Source organism: Streptomyces kunmingensis (genome assembly GCF_039533535.1).
Classification (GTDB): Bacteria; Actinomycetota; Actinomycetes; order Streptomycetales; family Streptomycetaceae; genus Streptomyces; species Streptomyces kunmingensis.
Window position 1 is genome coordinate 1 of the sequence record NZ_BAAATS010000006.1, and the last position, 19,117, is coordinate 19,117.

At 72.9% G+C, this 19,117-nt stretch carries 18 protein-coding genes and 1 pseudogene; 6 read left to right on the forward strand and 13 right to left on the reverse strand.

Annotation, left to right across the window (positions count from 1 at the left end):
- A pseudogene (locus ABD366_RS08230) lies at nucleotides 1-148 on the forward strand (electron transfer flavoprotein subunit alpha/FixB family protein); the annotation flags it as partial.
- 49 nt (nucleotides 149-197) lie between these two features.
- Here ABD366_RS08230 and ABD366_RS08235 read toward each other — a convergent pair.
- Together ABD366_RS08235 and ABD366_RS08240 are read right to left on the reverse strand one after the other, a co-directional pair.
- A complete protein-coding gene (locus ABD366_RS08235; RefSeq protein WP_324770590.1) occupies nucleotides 198-965 on the reverse strand; it encodes a hypothetical protein in 768 nt (255 codons plus the stop codon).
- A 159-nt stretch (nucleotides 966-1,124) separates the two neighbouring features.
- On the reverse strand, nucleotides 1,125-1,574 hold the full coding sequence (locus ABD366_RS08240; protein ID WP_324770589.1) for a cyclic nucleotide-binding domain-containing protein: 450 nt from the start codon (nucleotides 1,572-1,574) through the stop codon (nucleotides 1,125-1,127).
- Between the two features lie 204 nt (nucleotides 1,575-1,778).
- Between ABD366_RS08240 and ABD366_RS08245 the strand changes: the two genes are divergently transcribed.
- Nucleotides 1,779-2,912, forward strand: a complete 1,134-nt coding sequence (locus ABD366_RS08245) for a D-alanyl-D-alanine carboxypeptidase family protein (RefSeq protein WP_324770588.1) — start codon at nucleotides 1,779-1,781, stop codon at nucleotides 2,910-2,912.
- Between the two features lie 57 nt (nucleotides 2,913-2,969).
- Here ABD366_RS08245 and ABD366_RS08250 read toward each other — a convergent pair whose 3' ends face one another.
- Both ABD366_RS08250 and ABD366_RS08255 read right to left on the reverse strand, forming a co-directional pair.
- Nucleotides 2,970-3,368 (reverse strand): hypothetical protein, encoded by a 399-nt coding sequence (locus tag ABD366_RS08250; RefSeq protein WP_324770587.1) that lies wholly within the window; start codon nucleotides 3,366-3,368, stop codon nucleotides 2,970-2,972.
- A 123-nt stretch (nucleotides 3,369-3,491) separates the two neighbouring features.
- A complete protein-coding gene (locus tag ABD366_RS08255; protein WP_344441382.1) occupies nucleotides 3,492-5,069 on the reverse strand; it encodes a serine hydrolase domain-containing protein in 1,578 nt (525 codons plus the stop codon).
- A gap of 100 nt (nucleotides 5,070-5,169) precedes the next feature.
- Between ABD366_RS08255 and ABD366_RS08260 the strand changes: the two genes are divergently transcribed.
- Nucleotides 5,170-5,814, forward strand: a complete 645-nt coding sequence (locus ABD366_RS08260) for a TetR/AcrR family transcriptional regulator (protein ID WP_324770001.1) — start codon at nucleotides 5,170-5,172, stop codon at nucleotides 5,812-5,814.
- Nucleotides 5,815-5,821: 7 nt separating this feature from the next.
- Here ABD366_RS08260 and ABD366_RS08265 read toward each other — a convergent pair whose 3' ends face one another.
- A complete protein-coding gene (locus ABD366_RS08265; RefSeq protein ID WP_324770000.1) occupies nucleotides 5,822-6,181 on the reverse strand; it encodes an ArsR/SmtB family transcription factor in 360 nt (119 codons plus the stop codon).
- A gap of 110 nt (nucleotides 6,182-6,291) precedes the next feature.
- On the opposite strand from ABD366_RS08265, the gene ABD366_RS08270 reads away from it, so the two are divergent.
- Together ABD366_RS08270 and ABD366_RS08275 are read left to right on the forward strand one after the other, a co-directional pair.
- On the forward strand, nucleotides 6,292-7,626 hold the full coding sequence (locus ABD366_RS08270) for an MFS transporter (RefSeq protein ID WP_324769999.1): 1,335 nt from the start codon (nucleotides 6,292-6,294) through the stop codon (nucleotides 7,624-7,626).
- Nucleotides 7,627-7,653: 27 nt separating this feature from the next.
- Entirely contained in the window at nucleotides 7,654-8,757 is a 1,104-nt protein-coding gene (locus tag ABD366_RS08275; RefSeq protein ID WP_324769998.1) for an aminotransferase class V-fold PLP-dependent enzyme, read from the forward strand.
- Between the two features lie 174 nt (nucleotides 8,758-8,931).
- Here ABD366_RS08275 and ABD366_RS08280 read toward each other — a convergent pair whose 3' ends face one another.
- From ABD366_RS08280 to ABD366_RS08295, 4 genes are all read right to left on the reverse strand, one after another.
- Nucleotides 8,932-9,360 carry a hypothetical protein gene (locus ABD366_RS08280; protein ID WP_324769997.1) on the reverse strand — a complete coding sequence of 143 codons (429 nt, stop codon included), beginning with the start codon at nucleotides 9,358-9,360 and terminating at the stop codon, nucleotides 8,932-8,934.
- A gap of 44 nt (nucleotides 9,361-9,404) precedes the next feature.
- The gene (gene gap / locus ABD366_RS08285; RefSeq protein ID WP_324769996.1) at nucleotides 9,405-10,403 is read right to left on the reverse strand and encodes a type I glyceraldehyde-3-phosphate dehydrogenase; all 999 of its coding nucleotides are present in this window, start codon (nucleotides 10,401-10,403) and stop codon (nucleotides 9,405-9,407) included.
- Nucleotides 10,404-10,511: 108 nt separating this feature from the next.
- Nucleotides 10,512-11,468, reverse strand: coding sequence for a GlxA family transcriptional regulator (locus ABD366_RS08290; RefSeq protein ID WP_324769995.1), 957 nt, complete (start codon nucleotides 11,466-11,468; stop codon nucleotides 10,512-10,514).
- Nucleotides 11,469-11,493: 25 nt separating this feature from the next.
- Nucleotides 11,494-12,153: a lysophospholipid acyltransferase family protein gene (locus tag ABD366_RS08295; RefSeq protein WP_344441389.1), complete on the reverse strand. Its 660-nt coding sequence runs from the start codon at nucleotides 12,151-12,153 to the stop codon at nucleotides 11,494-11,496.
- A gap of 283 nt (nucleotides 12,154-12,436) precedes the next feature.
- On the opposite strand from ABD366_RS08295, the gene ABD366_RS08300 reads away from it, so the two are divergent.
- Nucleotides 12,437-14,500, forward strand: coding sequence for a restriction endonuclease (locus tag ABD366_RS08300; RefSeq protein ID WP_324770367.1), 2,064 nt, complete (start codon nucleotides 12,437-12,439; stop codon nucleotides 14,498-14,500).
- On the opposite strand, the gene ABD366_RS08305 is transcribed toward ABD366_RS08300, so the two are convergent.
- From ABD366_RS08305 to ABD366_RS08320, 4 genes are all read right to left on the reverse strand, one after another.
- A complete protein-coding gene (locus ABD366_RS08305) occupies nucleotides 14,497-15,360 on the reverse strand; it encodes an ABC transporter ATP-binding protein (protein ID WP_324770368.1) in 864 nt (287 codons plus the stop codon). The genes ABD366_RS08300 and ABD366_RS08305 overlap by 4 nt on opposite strands.
- A 3-nt stretch (nucleotides 15,361-15,363) precedes the next feature.
- Complete coding sequence (locus ABD366_RS08310) at nucleotides 15,364-16,413, reverse strand: FecCD family ABC transporter permease (protein ID WP_324770369.1); 1,050 nt, start codon at nucleotides 16,411-16,413, stop codon at nucleotides 15,364-15,366.
- A gap of 462 nt (nucleotides 16,414-16,875) precedes the next feature.
- Nucleotides 16,876-17,931: a FecCD family ABC transporter permease gene (locus tag ABD366_RS08315; protein ID WP_411293746.1), complete on the reverse strand. Its 1,056-nt coding sequence runs from the start codon at nucleotides 17,929-17,931 to the stop codon at nucleotides 16,876-16,878.
- A gap of 82 nt (nucleotides 17,932-18,013) precedes the next feature.
- The gene (locus ABD366_RS08320; RefSeq protein ID WP_324770469.1) at nucleotides 18,014-19,075 is read right to left on the reverse strand and encodes an iron-siderophore ABC transporter substrate-binding protein; all 1,062 of its coding nucleotides are present in this window, start codon (nucleotides 19,073-19,075) and stop codon (nucleotides 18,014-18,016) included.
- Nucleotides 19,076-19,117: the final 42 nt, after the last annotated feature.

A 19,117-nucleotide genomic window follows, 5' to 3' on the forward strand; every position in this document is an offset into this window, starting at 1 on the left:
GGCCGGTATGCAGACCTCGAAGACGATCGTGGCGGTCAACAAGGACGCCGAGGCCCCCATCTTCGACCTGGTCGACTACGGCGTCGTCGGCGACCTCTTCGACGTCGTCCCCCAGCTCACCGAAGAGGTCAAGACCCGCAAGGGCTAACCTGTCCCGGTACCCGACCGCGCCCAGGACCTCGACGGCACCCGTGCCGTCACTGTTCCCGGGCGCGTCGGCGTACGTAATACGCGGCCGCGCCCGCCGAACCGGCGATCAGCGTGGCACCCAGGACGAGCTGCACCGTGCTGAAGCGGCCCAGCGAGCCGCCGTCACCGGCGTGCACGCCGTGGAGTTCCGTGCCGCCCCGGCCCGACACCGTGAGCAGCTGGCGCGCCACGGTGCCGCTCTCGCAGCTCACCGAGATCGGATACGTTCCCGGCCGCGCCGCCGACGGCACCTGGAACCGGCCGACGACGTCGCCCTGGTGGGTGCCCGTCCGGAGCGGGAAGTCACCGGCGCCCAGGCTGTCGGCATCGCCGGTGGCACGCTCGTCCTCGCCGCACGCGGAGGTGTTCGCCGTGACCGTGGAGCCGGGGCGGGCGTCGGCGGGGACGAGTTCGAGGGTGTCGGACGATGACTCGGCCGGGTCCTCGCCGGGCAAGTAGTCGTCCCCCTCAGGACTGTCTTCTACGGGGCTGTCCCCCTCGGGGATGTCCCCCTCGGGGATGTCCCCCTCGGGGATGCCTCCCTCGGGGATGCCTCCCTCGGGGCTGTCTCCCGCAGAACTGTCGGCGTCAGGGATGTCAGTTTCGGCGCCGTCCCCCGTAGCGCTGTCCGGGATCGTGCTGTCCGGGATCGTGCTCTCCCACGTCGCCCTCGTGTCGTCCTGGTCGGCCCAGGCGGGGGCGCAGACCGGCGCGACGGCGAGGGTGAGTACGACTGCGGCGACGGCGGAGGCCGGCCAGGACGTGGTGCGACGCATGCGAGGCCCCTCGGGACGGGCCGACGCGGCGGCCACGGACGGCGTTCCCGCACGAGCCAACCGCGCGGGAGCGCACGCCGCCTCCCGGGACGTCGAGGTGGGTGACGGACGGTGCGCGCACGGGTGACCCCGGGCCCGCACCGGCCGCCGGCGCCCGGGTTACAGGTACCCGTGCACCCGGTGGGCCTCGACCAGCTTCATGCGGGCCGATTCCAGCCGGTGGGCCATCACCTCGGCCACGCCGTGCAGCAGGGTCATGCCCAGCGCGGGCTCCAGATCGCAGAGGCCGCGTACCGCACCGGCGTCGAACTCGTAGGCACGCACCGGGCTGAACGCCTCGGCGCCGAAATCCCATTCGTAGGGCGGGAACAGCCAGGACCAGCCGAGCAGATCGCCCGGTCCGAGCGGGTCGATCGGCAGTGTCGCGCGGTCGGAGACCCGCACGTCGAGCGTGACCATGCCGGTCCTGATGATCCAGAACCGGTCGGCCCGGTCCCCCTCGGAGAAGATCCGGGTGTCCTGGGGAAACGAGACTTCCTCGGCGAGGGCCATCAGCCGGTCGCGGTAAGCACGCGGAAGTCGGTTCAGCAGTCGTGTGCGAGCCGTCATGACGCAACACCTCCACCGTCGTGTCGTTCCAGCGTACGTACGCCGCGGTCGGTGCCGAACGGGGGCGGGCGGACGCGCCTGGGGACGAGCGGACGCGAGTCGAACTATCGCCCGAAAAGGGTAGTTCCTTCCCCGTTCGGGCGCACCTGGACCACATGGCGTAAGCGGAGCGCGAGCCGACGATCACGCCCCTACGTTTCCGGCATGGCGAAATTCTTCGGCTTCTGCCCGGGTAGGACCAGGACGCCCGTGGCGCTTGCGACCTCAGGGTTCGTGACCTCAGGGCTGTGCGCGGCGGTCGCCGTCGGGGCCGTCGCGGGCCCGGCCAGGGCCTCGGCCCCCGCTCCGGCCCCGCCTGCCGCGCCGTCCCTGTCGGCGTTGTCCTGGGAGGTCATGGACGCGGGCTCCGGGCAGGTGCTGGCCGCGAAGGCGCCGCACCGCAGACTGCCGCCCGCGAGCACGCTGAAGACGCTGTTCGCGGTGGCCCTCCTGCCGAAGCTGCGCCAGGACCTCGTGCACAAGGCGACCACCGCGGATCTGGCCGGGGTCGCGCAGGGCAGCAGCCTGGTCGGGGTCGACGAAGGGAGCCGGTACACCGTCGCCGATCTGTGGCGCGGGGTCTTCCTGAGCTCCGGCAACGACGCCGTGCACACCCTCGCGCGGATGAACGGCGGGCCGGCACGCACCCTCGCCCAGATGCAGGCCACGGCCGAGCGGATCGGCGCCCGCGACACCCAGGTGCGCTCGCCGGACGGGTTCGACACTCCCGGGCAGTTCTCCTCGGCGCACGATCTGGCTCTCATGGCCAGGGAGGGTCTCAAGAATTCCGATTTCCGGCGCTACATGGGCACCAAATGGGCCCGTTTCCCGGCCGCCGGCGGTCCGAAGGCATTCGGGATCCAGAACACCAACCGATTGCTGGTGGGTTCGCACGGCGTACGGCCCTATTCGGGGCTCATCGGGGTGAAGAACGGTTATACGTCGCAGGCCGGCAGCACGCTCGTGACCGCCGCCACCCGTAAGGGCCGCACCATTCTGGTCACCGTGATGAATCCGCAGAAGGAGTCGTTCAACGCGGTCTACGAGGAGAGCCGCGCGCTGCTCGACTGGGGCTTCGCCGCCGCACCGCCGCGCGTGGTGCACAACGCGGGCCCCCAACACTCGGTCGTGCGGCACAAGTTGACTGCTGCCGCCGCCGCACCGGCCGCACCGACGGGGACCTCGGACGCAGGGCCCGGCCTCACCCGGCACCTCGGCGCCGCGGCAGCGCTCCTCGTCCTGTCCTTCGTCCCCTTGCTCATCGGCAGGCGCCTGCGCGGGCGGCGCTCGCTCCGCTGACCGGCGCGGCCGTCCTGTGCCGACGGCCGCGCGCTTACCGGTTGTGGCCGGGAACGGTCAGCGGTGCACGTTGACGTACACGACCGGAGAGACGGCGCCGCCGCCGACGATGCGCAGCGAGTTGCGCCCGATCAGGCCGAGCTGGACGCGCAGGTTGTAGCCGCCGCTCTGGTTGGTGGTCATGGAGGCGGGCAGCGACACCCAGTGCTTGTGCTTCCCCGTTCCCTGCATCTGTTGCAGCGTCACGCGGGTACCCGCACGCAGGTGTTCGGTCTTTCCGTAGATCCGGAACTGCTGCCACGCGCGTACGCTGCCGACGGACGCCTTCGCGCTGATCGACGGGCGCGTGGCCCGGACCGCCGTGGTGGACGGCGCCGAGATCGCCTCGGCCACGGGGCCGGCCAGCACCGCCAGAGCCGAGAGGGCGGCGGCGGACGCGTACTTCATGCGTTTCATATGCAACTCGCTGTTCTTTTCCGGACTTATTCGGGAATTGCGTGCGCTTGATTGCGCGCCCCAAAGATATGCAAATCCGTAAGTCGGTCCGGGCGAGCAACACGCATATCCCGAAACGGCTCTTCACATAGGCGTCCCGCGTCCCCCGTCCGGCTCAAGGAAAGGGGCGGCATCTCGCTTACGCAATGCGAGGAAGAGGCGGAGTGCGAAGGTCGCGGCGCCGGCGGCCGCCGCGAGGCACAGGGCGAGCGTCACATCGGGGAGCCAGAGCCACAGCGGCCCGAGGCCCGGCCGGGCGGCGGCCAGTATCAGCAGGGCGGGCGGCACGGCGCCCACGGCGCACCACGGCGCGGCCCCGACGGCCCGGCGCAGCAGGCCTGCGGGCACGCCCGGCCGGCGCAGCAGCACGACCGCACGTCCGGCGGCCAGGACCAGCAGCAGCGCGAGCCCGGTGAGACCCCAGACAGCGAGGTCGTAGGGCGACAGCCACGACGTGCCGGGCGAGGGTGGCGCGCCGCCCGCGAGGATCCGGGCCGCGTCGAAGCCGATCCGCATCACGTCCTCGTCGTCGAGCAGTCCGTACAGGTTCTGCTGGAGGACGAGGGCGAGGTTCCGCTCCGGCAGCAGGAACAGCATCGCGGAGTAGCCCGGGGTGCCGCCTGTGTGCCAGACGGCCTTGTCGAGGGGGGCGTCCAGGCCGCCGACGCGCCAGCCGAGCCCGGAGCCGGTGCCCTCTCCGGAGTGGGTCCTGTCCTCGGTGCGCATCGACCGTACGGAAGCCGGGGTCAGTACGCCGTCGCGCTCCCCCTTCGGCCCGCCCGCGCGCAGTTGCAGCGCCGCGAATGCCGCGAGGTCGTGCAGGTCGCCGCCCATGTACCCGTAGGCGGCGCCGGAGTCGTCCACGCCGTCGGCGATCGCGGCCGTCATGCCCCAGAGCCGCTGGTGTCCGGGGGCCAGGTTCCGTTCGCGGGCCGATGCCCGGTCGGCGATGGCGCCGTCCATGCCCGCCGGGCCGAGGACCGCCGTACGCAGGGACGCGGCGAAGGGCCGGTGCGTGACGGCCTCCAGGACAGCGGTCAGGACGAGGTAATTGGCGCTGCTGTACGCGTACTTGGCACCTGGCGGGCCGAGTGGTCGCACGTCGTCCAGGGCCTTGACCCGGGCGGCCGGTCCGGGGCAGTCGGCGTCGAAGCAGTCGGTCACCTTCGCGGTGGCCGCCTCCGGTATGCCGGAGGTCTGAACGAGCAGGTGGCGGACCGTGACCCGTGCCGTGTTCCGCGCGCCGCCGAAGCGGAAGGCTGGGACATGGTCGACGATCCGGTCGTCGAGGCCGAGCCTCCCGTCCTGGACGAGTGTCATGACAGCGGTCGCCGCGACCGGCTTGGCGACCGACCCCCAGAGGAACGGGGTCCGCGCCGTCACCTCCTTCCCCCGCCCGTCGGTACCCCAACTGCGCTGGTGCAGCGGCCCGTTCGGGCCGACGGCGGCGTACGCGAGCCCAGGAGTGCCGGTGGCGTTCATGCGCTCGCGCACATAGGTGTCGATCGCCGCGTAGCGGTGGGACGGATCCGCGCGCGCCGAAGCGGGAGAGAGCGCTCCGGGCAGAACGAGCGGAGCGAGCAGGGCGAACAGGGTGGAAAGGACGAGCGAGAACAGCTGGACGGGCCTGCGTGCGGCGCGCTGCCGCGGACGTCTTGACACGAGGGTTCCTCACCGTCGGAAGGAAGGCCGGAAGCGATAACCGTACGGGCATACGGTTATCGGCACCCGGAGTTTTACCGTACGCTGGTACGGTTATCAAGTGCCGAGAATCGCCGACCATGAAGAACGCCGACGTCAGATCGCCGTGGCTGTCTGTGAACTGATCGCGGATCAGGGCCTGGACGCGGTGACCGTGGCGCGGACCGCTGCCGCCGCCGGGATGTCGGTCGGTCTCGTCCAGCACTACTTCCGCACGAAGGACGACATGCTGCTGCATGCGTTCAAGGAGGTCACCGCCCGGATCCGCGGCCGGGCCGACGAGCGGATCCGGGGCGGGATCCGGCATCGGCGGCCCATCGCGGAGGTGCTCGCGGAGGCGCTGGCCGAGTTCCTGCCGCTGGACGAGGCGCGCCGCACCGAGTTCCGTGTCACCCGGGCCTTCGCCGGCCGGGCGCTCGACGCGCCCGCGCTCGCGGAGGTCGACGTGGAGACCGCGCACCGACTCCGGGAGGACGTGGCGCGGGCCGTGCACAACGGCAAGGAGTGCGGCGAAGTCGAGGAGGACCTCGATCCCTGGCCCGCGGCCGTCCGGCTCACGGCGGTGACGGAGGGCCTGGCCATGCAGGTCTACCGGGACGCCGCGGGCACGGAAGGGGTGCCCGCGAGCGAGCTTGCGGCGTCGGTCGTCGCCGCCGAACTCGCCGCCGTATTCACGGGCAAGTGCCGGCAGTACGCCGGGAACTGAGGACCCGTCAGTCGTGTGACGCGGTGCCGGTCACCCGGTGGTCCGCGTGGCTGAGGGCTTCCATGATCAGGCGTCGCAGGTGGCCGTCGGTGAGGCGGTAGTGCATGTGGCGGCCTTCCCTGCGCGCTTCCACCAGGCCCGCGAGGCGCAGCTTCGCCAGGTGCTGGCTGACGGCCGTGCGGGAGGCCGTGACGCGTTCGGCCAGTGAGCCCACGTCGGACTCCTCGAGCGCGAGCAGCCACAGCAGATGCAGCCGGGTGGCGTCCGACAGCAGAGCGAACACCCGTGTCGCCTCGGCGAGCCGGGCACCGTCCGGCTCGCGCAGATGCGCACCCGGCGCGGCGGGGAGGGAGTCGCGTGGAGGCATGGGGCAAGGGTAGGGCCGACGGGGCGGATGCCGGCGGCCCGGTCCTGGTGAACCCGCCGACCCCGGGCAGATATGTGCTTGAGTGCGCACATGACGGTACCGTGATGCGCATGCTCGCCGTTCTGCGTCATCGCACGTACCGTCGGCTGTTCGCCGCGCAGGTCGTCGCCCTGGTCGGGACGGGGCTGGCCACCGTGGCGCTGGGGCTGCTCGCCTACGACCTGGCGGGGGCCGACGCGGGTGCCGTTCTCGGTACCGCGCTCGCGATCAAGATGACGGCGTACGTCGCCGTGGCCCCGGTCGTCGGGGCGTTCGCGGACCGGCTGCCGCGCCGGGCCCTGCTGGTGGGGGCGGATCTGGTGCGCGCCGCGGTCGCGGCGGCGCTGCCGTTCGTGGATCAGGTGGGGCAGGTGTACGTGCTGGTGTTCGTGCTGCAGTCGGCGTCGGCCGTGTTCACGCCCGCGTTCCAGGCCGTGATCCCCGATGTCCTGCCGGACGAGCGCGCCTACACGCGGGCGCTGTCCCTGGCGCGGCTCGCCTATGACCTGGAGAGCCTGTTCAGCCCGGCACTCGCCGCCGCCCTGTTGTCCGTGATCACGTACAACCGGCTCTTCACCGGCACGATGTTCGGCTTTCTCGCCTCCGCCGCGCTGGTCGTCGGCGTCGCACTGCCCTCCGCCACGTGCCAGGCGTCGCGTGCGTCCGGCAGCCGCTGGGTCACCTCCGGAGCCCGGCTGTTCCTCACGGTCCCGGCGCTGCGGTCGCTGCTCGCGATGAACCTCGCGGTGGCTGCGGCGAGCGCGATGGTGACGGTCAACTCGGTCGTGTACGTACGGGAGTTCCTCGGCCGGCCCGTCGCCGCGCTGCCTCTGGCGCTCGGCGCGTACGGGGCCGGGTCGATGGTGGTCGCGCTCGCGCTGCCGCGCCTCCTGGACCGGGTCGGGGACCGGACGGTGATGCTGCGCGGGGCGCTGCTGCTGGCGGCGGTGTTCGCCGTACTGAGTGTCGTCACCGCGGCGGACAGCGGGAGTTGGCGGCTCCCCGCGCTGCTCGCGGTGTGGTGCGCGTTCGGGGCGGCGGGCTCGATGGTGCTCACGCCCACCGGACGCCTCGTGCGGCGCGCGGCCCCGGAGCGGGAGCGCACGGCGGCGTTCGCCGCGCAGTTCTCGATGTCGCACGCTTGTTGGCTGCTGACGTATCCGCTGGCGGGGCTGGTCGGCGCGGCAGCCGGGCTGCAGAGCGCGGTGCTCGTCCTCGGGGCCGTGACGCTGGGCGCGGCCGTGCTCGCGGTGCGCCTGTGGCCGGCGGCCGGGGAGGCGGTCGTGCACGAGCACGTCGGCCTGGCCGCGGACCATCCGCATGTCCGCGGGGCGCTGCGGGTGCCGCACGGCTGGCGGCACAGCCATGCCCGCGCCCGGGACGGGCTGCACCCGGTGCGCCCGTGACCAGGTCGCCGGGGCAGGATGCCCGGCATGGGACTTCACGAGCAGTACGGGCTGACGCACGTCATCAACGCGAGGGGGCCGTTCACGCCGCTGGGGGTCTCACGCAGTGACCCACGGGTCGCCGACGCCACCGCGCAGGCGCTGGGCGGGTTCTTCGTCATGGAGGAGGTGCAAAACCTCGCCTGCCGCGTTCTGGCGGAGGCCACCGGAGCGCCCGCCGCGACCGTCGTGCACTGCACTTCCTCCGCGATCACCCTGGCGGTCGCCGCGTCGATGACCGGCTCCTCCCCGGAACGGATCGCGGCGCTCCCCAACACCGCCGGCATGCCCACGCGCGTGGTGCTGCCCGCCGGGCACGCGGTCCACTACGGTCACCCGCTCGTGCAGGACATCCGCCTGGCGGGCGCCACGCCCGTGCTCGCCGGGACGGAGGAGGGCTGCACCCCCGAGGGTCTGGAGAAGGAGCTCGCCCACCCGGACACGGCGTGTCTGCTGCTCGTGTCGTCACGGCTGGTGCGCGGGGCGCCCGTGCCGCTCCCGGACGCCGTGGCGGCGGCCCACCGGCGCGGGGTCCCGGTGGTCGTCGACGGAGCCGCGCAGGATTTCCGTATCGCCGAACTCCTCGCCACCGGCGCCGACTTGGTGCTGGTGAGCGGGCAGAAGTACCTGGGCTCCCCCACCGCGGGCGTCGTGCTCGGAGGTGTCGGCCCCGTCACCGCGGTGCGGGCGCAGGAGAAGGGCATCGGGCGGGCGATGAAGGCGGGCAAGGAGGCCGTTCTCGGCGTGCTCGCCGCGCTTCAGGTGCGGCGGGACACCGACCTCGGCGCCTGGCAGCGTGCGCAGACCGACAAGGCCGCCCGTTTCGTCGAGCGGGCCGGCGCGCTGCCGGGGATCCGCGCGGCGCTCGCGTCCGACCCGACCGGGCTGCCCTTCCCTCGCGCGAGCCTGCGGGTGGACGCGGATGCCGCGCTGGACGCGGCCTCGTTGGCGCGGGCGCTGCGGGCGGGTGCCCCGGCGATCTGGGTCATGGACCACCGTCAGGACGAGGGGGAACTGCTCCTGGAGCTCGTCCCGCTCACGGAGGAGGAGATCGACGTCGTCCTGGACCGCCTGGGAAAGTTGCTGGGCTGAGACGCACCCGGTCGTCCGGGCGGCGTCGGAGTCGCCCGCGGGCCGGGCCGTTGCCTGCCGCGCGGCGTACCCGCCGCGGTCATGGAAGGCTCAGAGCGCTCCGACGCGGGGCGCCGGACGGCCGGTCCCCGGCACGGGGCCGGGGACCTGACCCGGCGTCACTGCCGCGGCCGGTCAGACCCGGCCACCCGTCAGCCGGGTCAGCGGACCCTGGCTGCCGCGTTCGGCGCGGCGTCCGGCCGCGTAGGAGGCCGCGGTCAGAGCGGTCGCCCCGACCGTGGCACCCGCCGCGATCATCTTGCGGTTCTTCAGGACGGTCCACGCGGTCGTGGCCACGGTGGCCACCTGCCCCGCCGCGGCCGTCACACCTTCACGCGCGGTGTTCAGCGCGGCGCCCGTCGTCTGCGCGGCACGACCGGCGGCCTGGCCGGCGTGGGTCGCAGCGCGGGCGGCCCCGGAGCCCGCCGACTCGGCGGCCTTGCCCGCCGACTCGCCGGCGCTCTTCGCCTTCTCGGCGGTGCCGGCGGCCGCGCCGGTCGCCGTTCTGGTCGCCGTCTTGCGCGCGGTCTTCGTCCTGTTCTGGTTGTCTCGTTGAGTAGCCATGGTCTGCGATTAGCCGCAATCGGCGCGCACAAACAGGCGAACGCTCAACGGCCGGAGAGGAGTTGCAGCGTGTCGATCACGCGGTTCGAGAAGCCCCACTCGTTGTCGTACCAGGCGACCACCTTGATGTGGCGGCCGTCGACGCGGGTCAGCTCGGAGTCGAAGATCGCCGACGCCGGGTTGCCGGTGATGTCGGACGACACGAGCGCGTCCTCGGAGTACTCCAGGATTCCGGCCATCGGCCCCTCGGCCGCGGTGCGGTAGGCGGCCAGCACGTCCTCGCGGGTCACGTCGCGCGCCACGGTCGTGTTGAGCTCGACGATCGAGCCCACCGGGACCGGCACCCGGATCGAGTCGCCGGACAGCTTCCCGTCGAGGTTCGGCAGCACGCGGCCGATCGCCTTGGCGGCACCCGTCGTGGTCGGCGCGATGTTGACGGCGGCGGCGCGGGCCCGGCGGGCGTCGCGGTGCGGGCCGTCCTGCAGGTTCTGCTCCTGCGTGTAGGCGTGCACCGTCGTCATGAACCCGTGCTCGATTCCGGCGAGTTGGTCCAGGACGGCGGCGAGCGGGGCGAGCGCGTTCGTCGTGCAGGAGGCGTTCGAGACGATCGTGTGCAGGTCCGGCTCGTACGCGTCCGTGTTCACGCCGTACGCGAGGGTCACATCCGCGCCGTCGGAGGGTGCGGAGACCAGCACCTTCTTCGCGCCCGCGTCGAGATGCGCACGGGCGGCCTCGGCCGAGGTGAAGCGGCCGGTCGACTCCAGGACGATGTCGACACCCAGCTCGGCCCAGGGCAGTTGCGCGGGTTCGCGCTCGGCGAGCACGGTGATGCGGCGGCCGTCGACCACCAGGACGTTGCCGTCGACACTGACCGGGCGGCCGAGCCGGCCCGCCGTCGAGTCGAAGGCGAGGAGACGCGCGAGAGCGGTCGGCTCCGTGAGGTCGTTGACGGCGACGACCTCGAGGTCGCTGTCGCGCTCGAGCAGGGCGCGCAGCACGTTGCGTCCGATGCGGCCGAAACCATTGATGGCGATACGAGTCATGAGAAATGTCCCTTCTCTCTTCGCCCCAAGGTTCGCGCGCGGCGATCACCGACGACAGCGGCAGGATCGCCATGGTCCGCAAGGATCCCGCCACGCCGCTCCGGGCTCTCAGTCGCCCCGGGCGAACGTGCGCCGGTACTCGCTGGGGGTGGTGCCGAGGATGCGCTGGAAGTGCAGGCGCAGATTGGCGCCGGTGCCGAGGCCGACGTCGGCGGCGATCTGTTCGACGCCGCGCTGCGAGCGCTCCAGGAGTTCGCGGGCCACGTCGATACGGGCCCGCATGACCCACTGCATCGGCGTGTAGCCGGTGTCGTCGACGAAGCGCCGCGAGAACGTGCGCGGGGAGACCGCCGCGTGCTCGGCGAGCGCCTCCAGGGTGAGCGGATCGCCGAGGCGGCGCAGCGCCCACTCGCGGGTCGCGGCGAACCGTTCGCCGAGCGGTTCGGGCACGCTGCGCGGCACGTACTGGGCCTGTCCGCCGCTGCGGTACGGGGCCGCGACCAGACGTCTCGCCGCGTGGTTCGCCGCCGCCACGCCGAGGTCGCCGCGCAGGACGTGCAGGCACAGGTCGATGCCGGAGGCGGCGCCCGCCGACGTCAGCACGCTGCCCTCGTCGACGAAGAGCACGTTCTCGTCGACGCGTACGCGCGGGTGCTTCGCGGCGAGCGCCTTCGTGTAGTGCCAGTGGGTCGTGGCCCGCTTGCCGTCGAGCAGTCCGGTGGCGGCGAGGGTGAAGGCCCCGGTCGAGATGGCGGCGAGCCGCGCGCCCCGCTCATGGGCCTCGGTCAGGGCGGAGACGACGGACGGCGGCGGGTCGTCGCGGTCCGGGTTCCGGTAGCCGGGGACGAAGACGATGTCGGCCCACGCGAGCGCTTCGAGGCCGTGGGCGACGGCGTACGACAGTCCGTCGCCGCCGGTCACCGGGCCCGGGGCCGCCCCGCACACGCGTACCTCGTACGGCATGCTCGCGCGGGTCGTGAACACCTGGGCCGGGATGCCGACGTCGAGGGGCTTGGCACCCTCGCTGACGAGGACGGCGACGCGATGCAGGCGGGAGGCGGGCACGGCACGAGCGTACGCGCAGCGGTGATCACCGGGCCCTCCGGTCGCTGCGCACCGCCGCGGCGGCGGTCCGCCAGGCCTCGGTCACCGCGCTGTGCGCCCGGCGCGTGGCGGCGGCCCGGCCGCCGGACAAGGTGAGCGGTGCTCCTACGTGGACGTGCAGGGCGGGGCGGCGCAGGGGCGCGGTCAGGACGCCGGCCACCTGCTTGGCCGCGCCGCCGGAGCTGATGCGCCGTGCCCCGGCCTGACCGACCGGCACGACGGGCGCTCCGGTGCGCTCGACGAGCCGGGCGACGCCGCTGCGGAACGCGCGCGGCGCGGCCTCCCCCGCATCGGCGCGGGCCGGTATCCCGCCCTCGGCGTAGACGAGCAGGAGCCGCCCCTCCCCCAGCGCGGCCGCGGCGAGGTCCAGGGCGTGGGCGGCCCGGCGGTCCCCGCGGTGGACGGGGATGTAGCCGTCGCGCTCCAGAGCGCGGCCGAGCACCGGCGCGCGCCACAGGCCCGCGGCGGCCATGACGACGGGCTGCGCGCCGAGCCGTCGCAGCGCGGCGAGCACGACGGCGGGGTCCGTGACCGACGTGTGGTTGGCGACGAGCAGGCTGCCCGGCGCGAGGGCGGCGCCGTCGTCGGCGCTCACGGTCAGGCGGCCGACGGCCGGCACCAGCAGGGCGGCAAGGCGACTGAGCAAGGGGTCCCCCGGTTTCGGCGATGGTCCCCTCATCGTCGGCGGGGGCGGTGGTGGGGTCCTGAGTGCGCGTACTCAATTCGTACGTGGGCCCGCGCCATTCGTATGCAGGCCCGTGTCATTTGCACGCAGGCCCGCGAAGTCCCGTAGCGGCAGTGCCGTTTGTTCGTGACAGGTGGATATGCGCGGCAGCGATTGCTGGGTAAAGTCATGAGGTCACCGTCCTGCTGTGGGGGCAGCCTGAGTCTGTCGACGGTGATGCGCATGCGGGGAGGTTGTGCCACATATGAGTCGTCGCTCCGGTGGTGTCGTCGGCGTCTGGGCCGAGATGCAACGGCAACAACAGCGTCAGTCCGAAGCCGAGGCCAGGCAGCGCAGGCTGGAGGCTCAGCAGGCACGCGCGTATCAGCGCCGGGTCGCCCAGAGCCATCGCGAGTACCGGCAGGCGGAGGCGCATCGGCGTACCGCCGAACTAGACGCCCAGGTGGCCGCGTTACAGGGCCTGCTCGCGGCCGGGTGCCGTGCTCCCGCGTTCCGCGCCGCCTCGCTCCTGCGCGCCGAGGACATCGAGCCGTTCGCGCCGGGACCGCTGGCGCATCCCGTGCCGCCGCCGGATCCGCGCCATTATCAGGCGCAGAGCGGCGGGTGGACGGCGAACCGCCGCGCCCAGGCGCAGGCCGACGCGAACGCGCGGTACGAGCATGATCTGCGGGCGGCGCAGGCCGCGGAGGCCCGGCGGCAGCAGGACCTGGCGGGGTACCTGAGTCAGTACGAGGCCTGGGCCCGGGCCCGGCGCGCCGAGGTGCGGCAGCACAACGACGGAGTCTCCCGCGTGGTCGAAGGGGTCCGCCGCAGGGAGCCGGACGCCGTCGTCGAGTACTTCTCGGCGGCGCTCTACGCCTCCACCGGCTGGCCGGACGGTTTCCCCCGCCGGGTCGCCGCGGCCTACGACGCGGCCGCCGGGCAGCTGGTCCTGGACTGGGAACTGCCCGGGTACGCCGTCGTCCCGGAGGCCAAGGCGGTGCGGTACGTCTCCACGCTGGACCAGGACAAGGAGAGCCCGCGGCCGGTCACCCAGCGGCGCGCGCTCTACCGGGAGGTCGTCGCGCAGTGCATGCTGCTCGCGCTGCACGACCTCTTCGCCGCCGACGAGCTGGGCGCCCTGGACTCCGTGGCGTTGAACGGCTTCGTCGACGATCACGACCCGGTGACCGGCCGGCCCGGTCAGATCGTGCTGGCGACGGTGCTGGCCCCGCGCGCGGCGTTCGCGGACCTGCATCTCGCACAGGTCGACGCCGTCAGCTGTCTGGGCGACGGGCTGCGCGGGCAGCTCTCGGCCCGGCCGGACCAGCTCACCGCGGTCCGGCCCGGGCGCCGTCCGGACGAGGTCGGCAACCGTGTGGTCAGCCACGGCGGCGACGAGGAGCCCGACCTCTACGCGATGGACCCGGTCGCCTTCGAATCGCTCGTCGCCGAGCTGTTCCGGGCCATGGGGATGCAGGCGGTCACCACCCAGCGGTCGAACGACGGAGGCGTGGACGTCGACGCCCTCGACCCCGCCCCGATCCGCGGCGGCAAGATCGTCGTGCAGGTGAAGCGGTACCGGAACACGGTGCCGCCCACCGCGGTACGCGACCTGTTCGGGACCGTGCAGGACGCCGGGGCCAACAAGGGCGTCCTGGTGACGACTTCGCGCTTCGGTCCGGGGTCCCACACCTTCGCCAACGGCAAGCCGCTGGAACTGATCGCCGGTGAGGAACTCGTCGATCTGCTGCACCGGCACGGCCTGCGCGGACGCCTCGGCCCGCGGGCCGGCACGCGTTCGGACGGACCCCCGGCCTCCGCGCCCGAACCCCGACTGCCAAGCGACTACAACATCTTGGGCATGTCATGGTCGGGGCGGGTGGCCCTCGACGTCTGCGCGCTCGTCTGCAGCGGCAACCGTGTCCTGAGCGACAGCCACTTCGTCTTCTACAACAACCCCCGCACGCCGGACGGTTCGGTGCAGGCGATACCCCCGGCCGGCCGCGACAGGGCCGCGATCCGGGTCTCCTTCGACGGGCTGCCGCCCGACGCCGACCGCTTCGTCCTCGTGGCCGCGATCGATCCGGAGGTCAACCCCGAGGCCGATCTGTCCGGTTTCTCCGACGCCAGGATCCGTCTCCTCGACCCGCAGCTGGCCGAGCTCGGCGAGCTGGAGGTCTCGGACGGCCGCCCGGGCGAGACGGCCCTCGTCCTCGGCTCGTTCCGCCACCGGGCCAACGGCGACTGGGATTTCGTCCTGGGCGGCAAGGGCTACGAGGGCGGCCTGGAGGAGTTGCTGCGGGATCACGGGGTCGAGGTGGACTAGGGCCTGTCGTCCGTCGCGGTGGGCCAGGACCCATCGTCCGTCGCGGTCGGCTGGGACCCGTCGTCGAAGTGGCGGCCGATCGGGATGACCAGCGGGGTGGAGCTGACCGGGTCCGTGGTCACCTGGCAGCGCAGACCGAAGACGTCCTCCACGGTCGACGCGGTGATGACCTCCGCCGGGGCGCCCTCGGCGACGATCCTGCCGGACTTCATGGCGATCACGTGATCGGCGTACCGGCAGGCCTGGTTGAGGTCGTGCAGGACCATGACGACGGTGCGTCCCTCACGGCGGTTCAGGTCGATGATCAGGTCGAGGACGTCGATCTGGTGGGCCAGGTCGAGGTACGTGGTCGGTTCGTCGAGCAGCAGGACCGGGGTGCTCTGGGCGACCGCCATGGCGATCCAGGCGCGCTGGCGCTGACCGCCGGAGAGTTCGTCGACGGCACGGTCGGCGAGTTCGGTGACGCCGGTGGCCTCGAGCGCGTCGTGGACCGCCTGTTCGTCGGACTTCGTCCACTGCCTCCACCAGGTCTGGTGCGGGGAGCGGCCCCGGTTGACCAGATCGAGGACGGTCAGTCCTTCGGGGGCCACGGGTGACTGCGGGAGGATGCCGAGCTGCTGGGCGAGTTCGCGCGTGGGGATGGAGTGCAGGGCGCGGCCGTCCAGGCTCACCGTGCCCTCGCGGGGTGACAGCAGGCGGGCCAGGGCGCGCAGCAGCGTCGACTTGCCGCAGGCGTTGGCCCCGACGATGGCGGTGACCCGGCCGGGCGGCACGGCCAGGTCGAGGTCGGTGACGACCGCGCGGTCGGCGTAGCCCAGGTGCAGGCCGGCGGCCCGCAGGTCGGGTTCGGCGGTGGACATCGGTCAGCCTCCTGAGCCCGCGCGGTTCACGCGGATGAGCAGCCAGAGCAGCACCGGGGCGCCGAGCACTCCGGTGACGATCCCGACGGGCAGTTCGGTGCCGGGGATCAGTTCGCGCGCGACGACGTCGGACGCGAGGACGACTAGGGCGCCGGTCAGCCCGGCGGCGAGCGGGGGCGGCCAGGCGGTGCGGCACAGGCGCTGCGCGATCTGCGGGGCGGCCAGCGCGACGAACGCGACGGGGCCCGCGGCGGCGGTAGCGAAGGCGACGAGGCCGACGCCCGTCAGCAGGACGGCCAGGCGCACCGCCTGGACGCGGGTACCGAGGCCCTGGGCCACGTCGTCGCCGAGCAGGAGCGTGCGCATGAGGCGGCCGATCAGCAGGGTGGCGGGCACCAGGACGGCGAGGGCCGCGGCGAGCGGCGCGGCCTGCTGCCAGTCGCGGCCGTTCAGATTGCCGACGAGCCAGCCCAGCGCGGCCTGCGCCTGGAAGCGGCCGCCGCGGGCGAGCAGGAAGTCGGTGGCGCTGAGGCACATCCAGGACACCCCGATGCCGACCAGGATGATCCGGTAGCCGGTGGTGCCGCGGCGCCACGCGAGCCCGTACACCACCACGGCGCCGGCGAACGCGCCGAGGAGTCCGAGCGCCTGGGTGCCGAGCCCGAAGTCCCAGCCGAGGACGATGCCGCCGACCACGGCGGTCCCGGCGCCCTGGGTGAGGCCGATCATGTCCGGGCTGGCCAGCGGGTTGCGGGTCATGGTCTGGAACAGGGCGCCGGACATGCCGAACGCGATCCCCGCCAGGAGGCCCACCACGGCGCGGGGCAGCCGTAGTTCCTGGACGACGAGCAGCGTCCCCGGGTCGCCGGAGCCCAGAAGCGCGCGAGCGACGTCGGGCAGCGGGATGCCGTACTCCCCGACCGACACATGCCAGCACAGCGCGACGAACACGGCGACGAACAGCCCGCCGCAGAAGGCGAGTTGGCGGGGCCGCAGGAAGCCGGAGACAGGCACGACGCGGAGGCGGAAGGGTCGGGCGCCGCCGAAGCGCAGCGGGGGCGGGTCCGTTGGAGACGGACCCGCCGAGGGGAGGCCGGTCGGGGGCGGGTCCGCCGAGGGCGGGGCCGTCGGGGATCGGTCCGACGAGGGCGGGTCCGTCGTAGACCGGTCCGACGGAGGCAGGTCCGACGAAGACCGGCCCGACGAAGACAGATCCGACGGGGACGGGCCCGACGAGGGCAGGCCCGACGGAGGCAGGTCCGTCGAAGACAGGTCCGTCGTAGACCGGCCCGACGAGGGCAGGCCCGACGGAGGCAGGTCCGTCGAAGACAGGTCCGTCGTAGACCGGCCCGACGAGGGCAGGCCCGACGGAAGCAGGTCCGTCGAAGACAGGTCCGTCGTAGACCGGCCCGACGAGGGCAGGCCCGACGTAGACCGGCCCGTCGAAGACCGGTCCGACGAAGACAGATCCGACGGGGACGGGTCCGGCGGAGGCGGGGTGGTGGTGGGCACGGGTCAGACCTCCGCTAGTCGGCGTCGGCGGACCAGGGTGATGAAGAAGGGGCCGCCGACGAACGCGACGATGACTCCGGCCTGGATCTCGACCGGGCGGTCCACGACCCGGCCGAGGATGTCGGCGCCTAGGAGCAGGCCGCCGGCCAGCACCGCCGAGAGCGGCAGCAGCCAGCGGTGGTCGGGGCCGAGGCCCGCGTACTGGGCCAGCGCCCGAGCGATGTGCGGGACGACGAGTCCGACGAAGACGACGGGTCCGATGGCGGCGACGGCCGCGCCGGTGAGCAGGGTGACGGCGACGACGCCCTGGAGGCGGACGAGGCCGAGCCGCCGGCCCAGCGAGGCGGCGACGTCGTCGCCGAGCGCGAGGCTGTTCAGGGCGGGGGCGCTCGCCAGCGCGAGCAGCGCTCCGACGGCCAGGAAGGGCAGGATGCGCAGGACCGTGGCGGAGTCCTGGTCGGCGAGCGAGCCGGCCGACCAGAAGCGGAAGCGGTCCAGCGCCTCCGGGTCGACGAGGACGACGGCGCTGGTGAGTGAGGACAGCACCGCGGTCACGGCGACCCCGGCGAGGGCCAGTTTCATCGGGGTGGAGCCGGAGCGGCCGAGCCTGCCGAGCAGATAGACCAGGACGCTCGCCGCCATCGCCCCGGCGAACGCGAACCAGATGTAGCCGAGGAGCGAGCCGATCCCGGCGACCCCCGCGGCCAGCACGATGGCGAACGCCGCGCCGGCGCTGACGCCGAGGATGCCGGGGTCGGCCAGCGGGTTACGGGTCAACGCCTGCATCACGCCGCCGGACAGGCCCAGCGCCGCGCCCGCCACCAGGCCGAGCACGGTGCGCGGCACGCGGACGGACCAGACGATGTCCTCGACCCGGACATCGACGTCCTGGCCGGTCAGCGCCCTGACGACCTGGCCCGGCGGGATCTGCAGGGCGCCGAGGCCGAGGGAGAGCAGGCACAGCACGATCAGCACGACGGCCAGGACGGCCACGAGCAGGGCGGGACGCCACCGGGCGGGGCGGGTCACGGGGCGGGTTCCACGGTCGGAATTCCTCATGGCGGTCAGCGGTCGGCGGTCGGTAGTTGGCGGCCAGCGGTCGGTAGTTGGCGGTCGGTAGTTGGCGGTCGGCTGCAGATGGTCAGGACGCCGGGGCGGAGACCTCGGTGACCGGCTTGCCGTCGACGGCGGCCGAGAGCAGCGGGACCAGGCGGTCGACCGTGTAAGGCAGGCTGAGGGGGCTCACGAAGGAGATCGCGCTGCCGAAGTGGCTGCTCTCCTCGACCATGACCTCCCGGCCCTGCGCGGCGACGTCGAGCTTCCCGTAGAGCGGGTCGGCGTGGAGTCTCTTCTCGTCCTTCGCCGGGTCGGTGACGATCCAGACGATGGCGTCGGTGTCGAGCAGGTCGGTGCGTTCCTTGCTGATGTTCGCGCCGAACGCGTCGCCCACGACCTTGTCCAGGTCTGCGGGGAGGGTGAAGCCGAGGGAGGTCAGCAGCCGGGACCGGTTGTCCTGCGGGCCGTAGACGTACATGCCTTCGTACGGGGTGGCCATGACGGCGCCGGCCCCCTTGAACTCGGGGTGCTTCGCGGCGGCGTCGGCGATGTGCCTCTCGGTCTTCGCGACGAGCTTCCCGGCCTCCCCGGGCCGGCCCAGCGCCTTGCCGATCTGCTCGGTCTGGTCCTGCCAGGAGATGCTCCAGTCCGGCCCGTCCTCGGGCTGGGCGACGACCGGGGCGATCTTGGAGAGCGTGCGGTACTGGTCCTTGGTGAGGCCCGAGTACAGGGCGAGGATCAGGTCGGGACGGAGCGAGGCGATCTTCTCGACCTGCGGGCCGGTGCCGTTGTCGTGGAGCACGGTGGGCAGGGGCTTGTCACCGAGTGCGTCCTTGGCCCAGGGGCCGATGGCGCCCTTGAACTCGCCGAGCCACTCGGTCGTGCCGACCGGGACCTTGCCGAGCGCGAGGACGGCGTCCTGGTCGGAGAGGCCGACGGTGACGATGCGCTGCGGTTCGGCCTTGACGGTCGTGGTCCCGTACTTGTGCGTGAGGGTCGCCGGGAAGGCACCCTTCTCCGCGGACTTGTCGGAGACGGGGGCGCTCTTGCCACCGCTCTCGCCGGACCCGCAGGCCGCGGCGCCGAACATCAGCAGGGCGGACGCGGCCACGGCGAGCAGCCGGGTGCGTGGAAGCAGACGGAACATGGCGAAGCCCTTCGGGGATACGAGTGATACGCAACTGTCGTA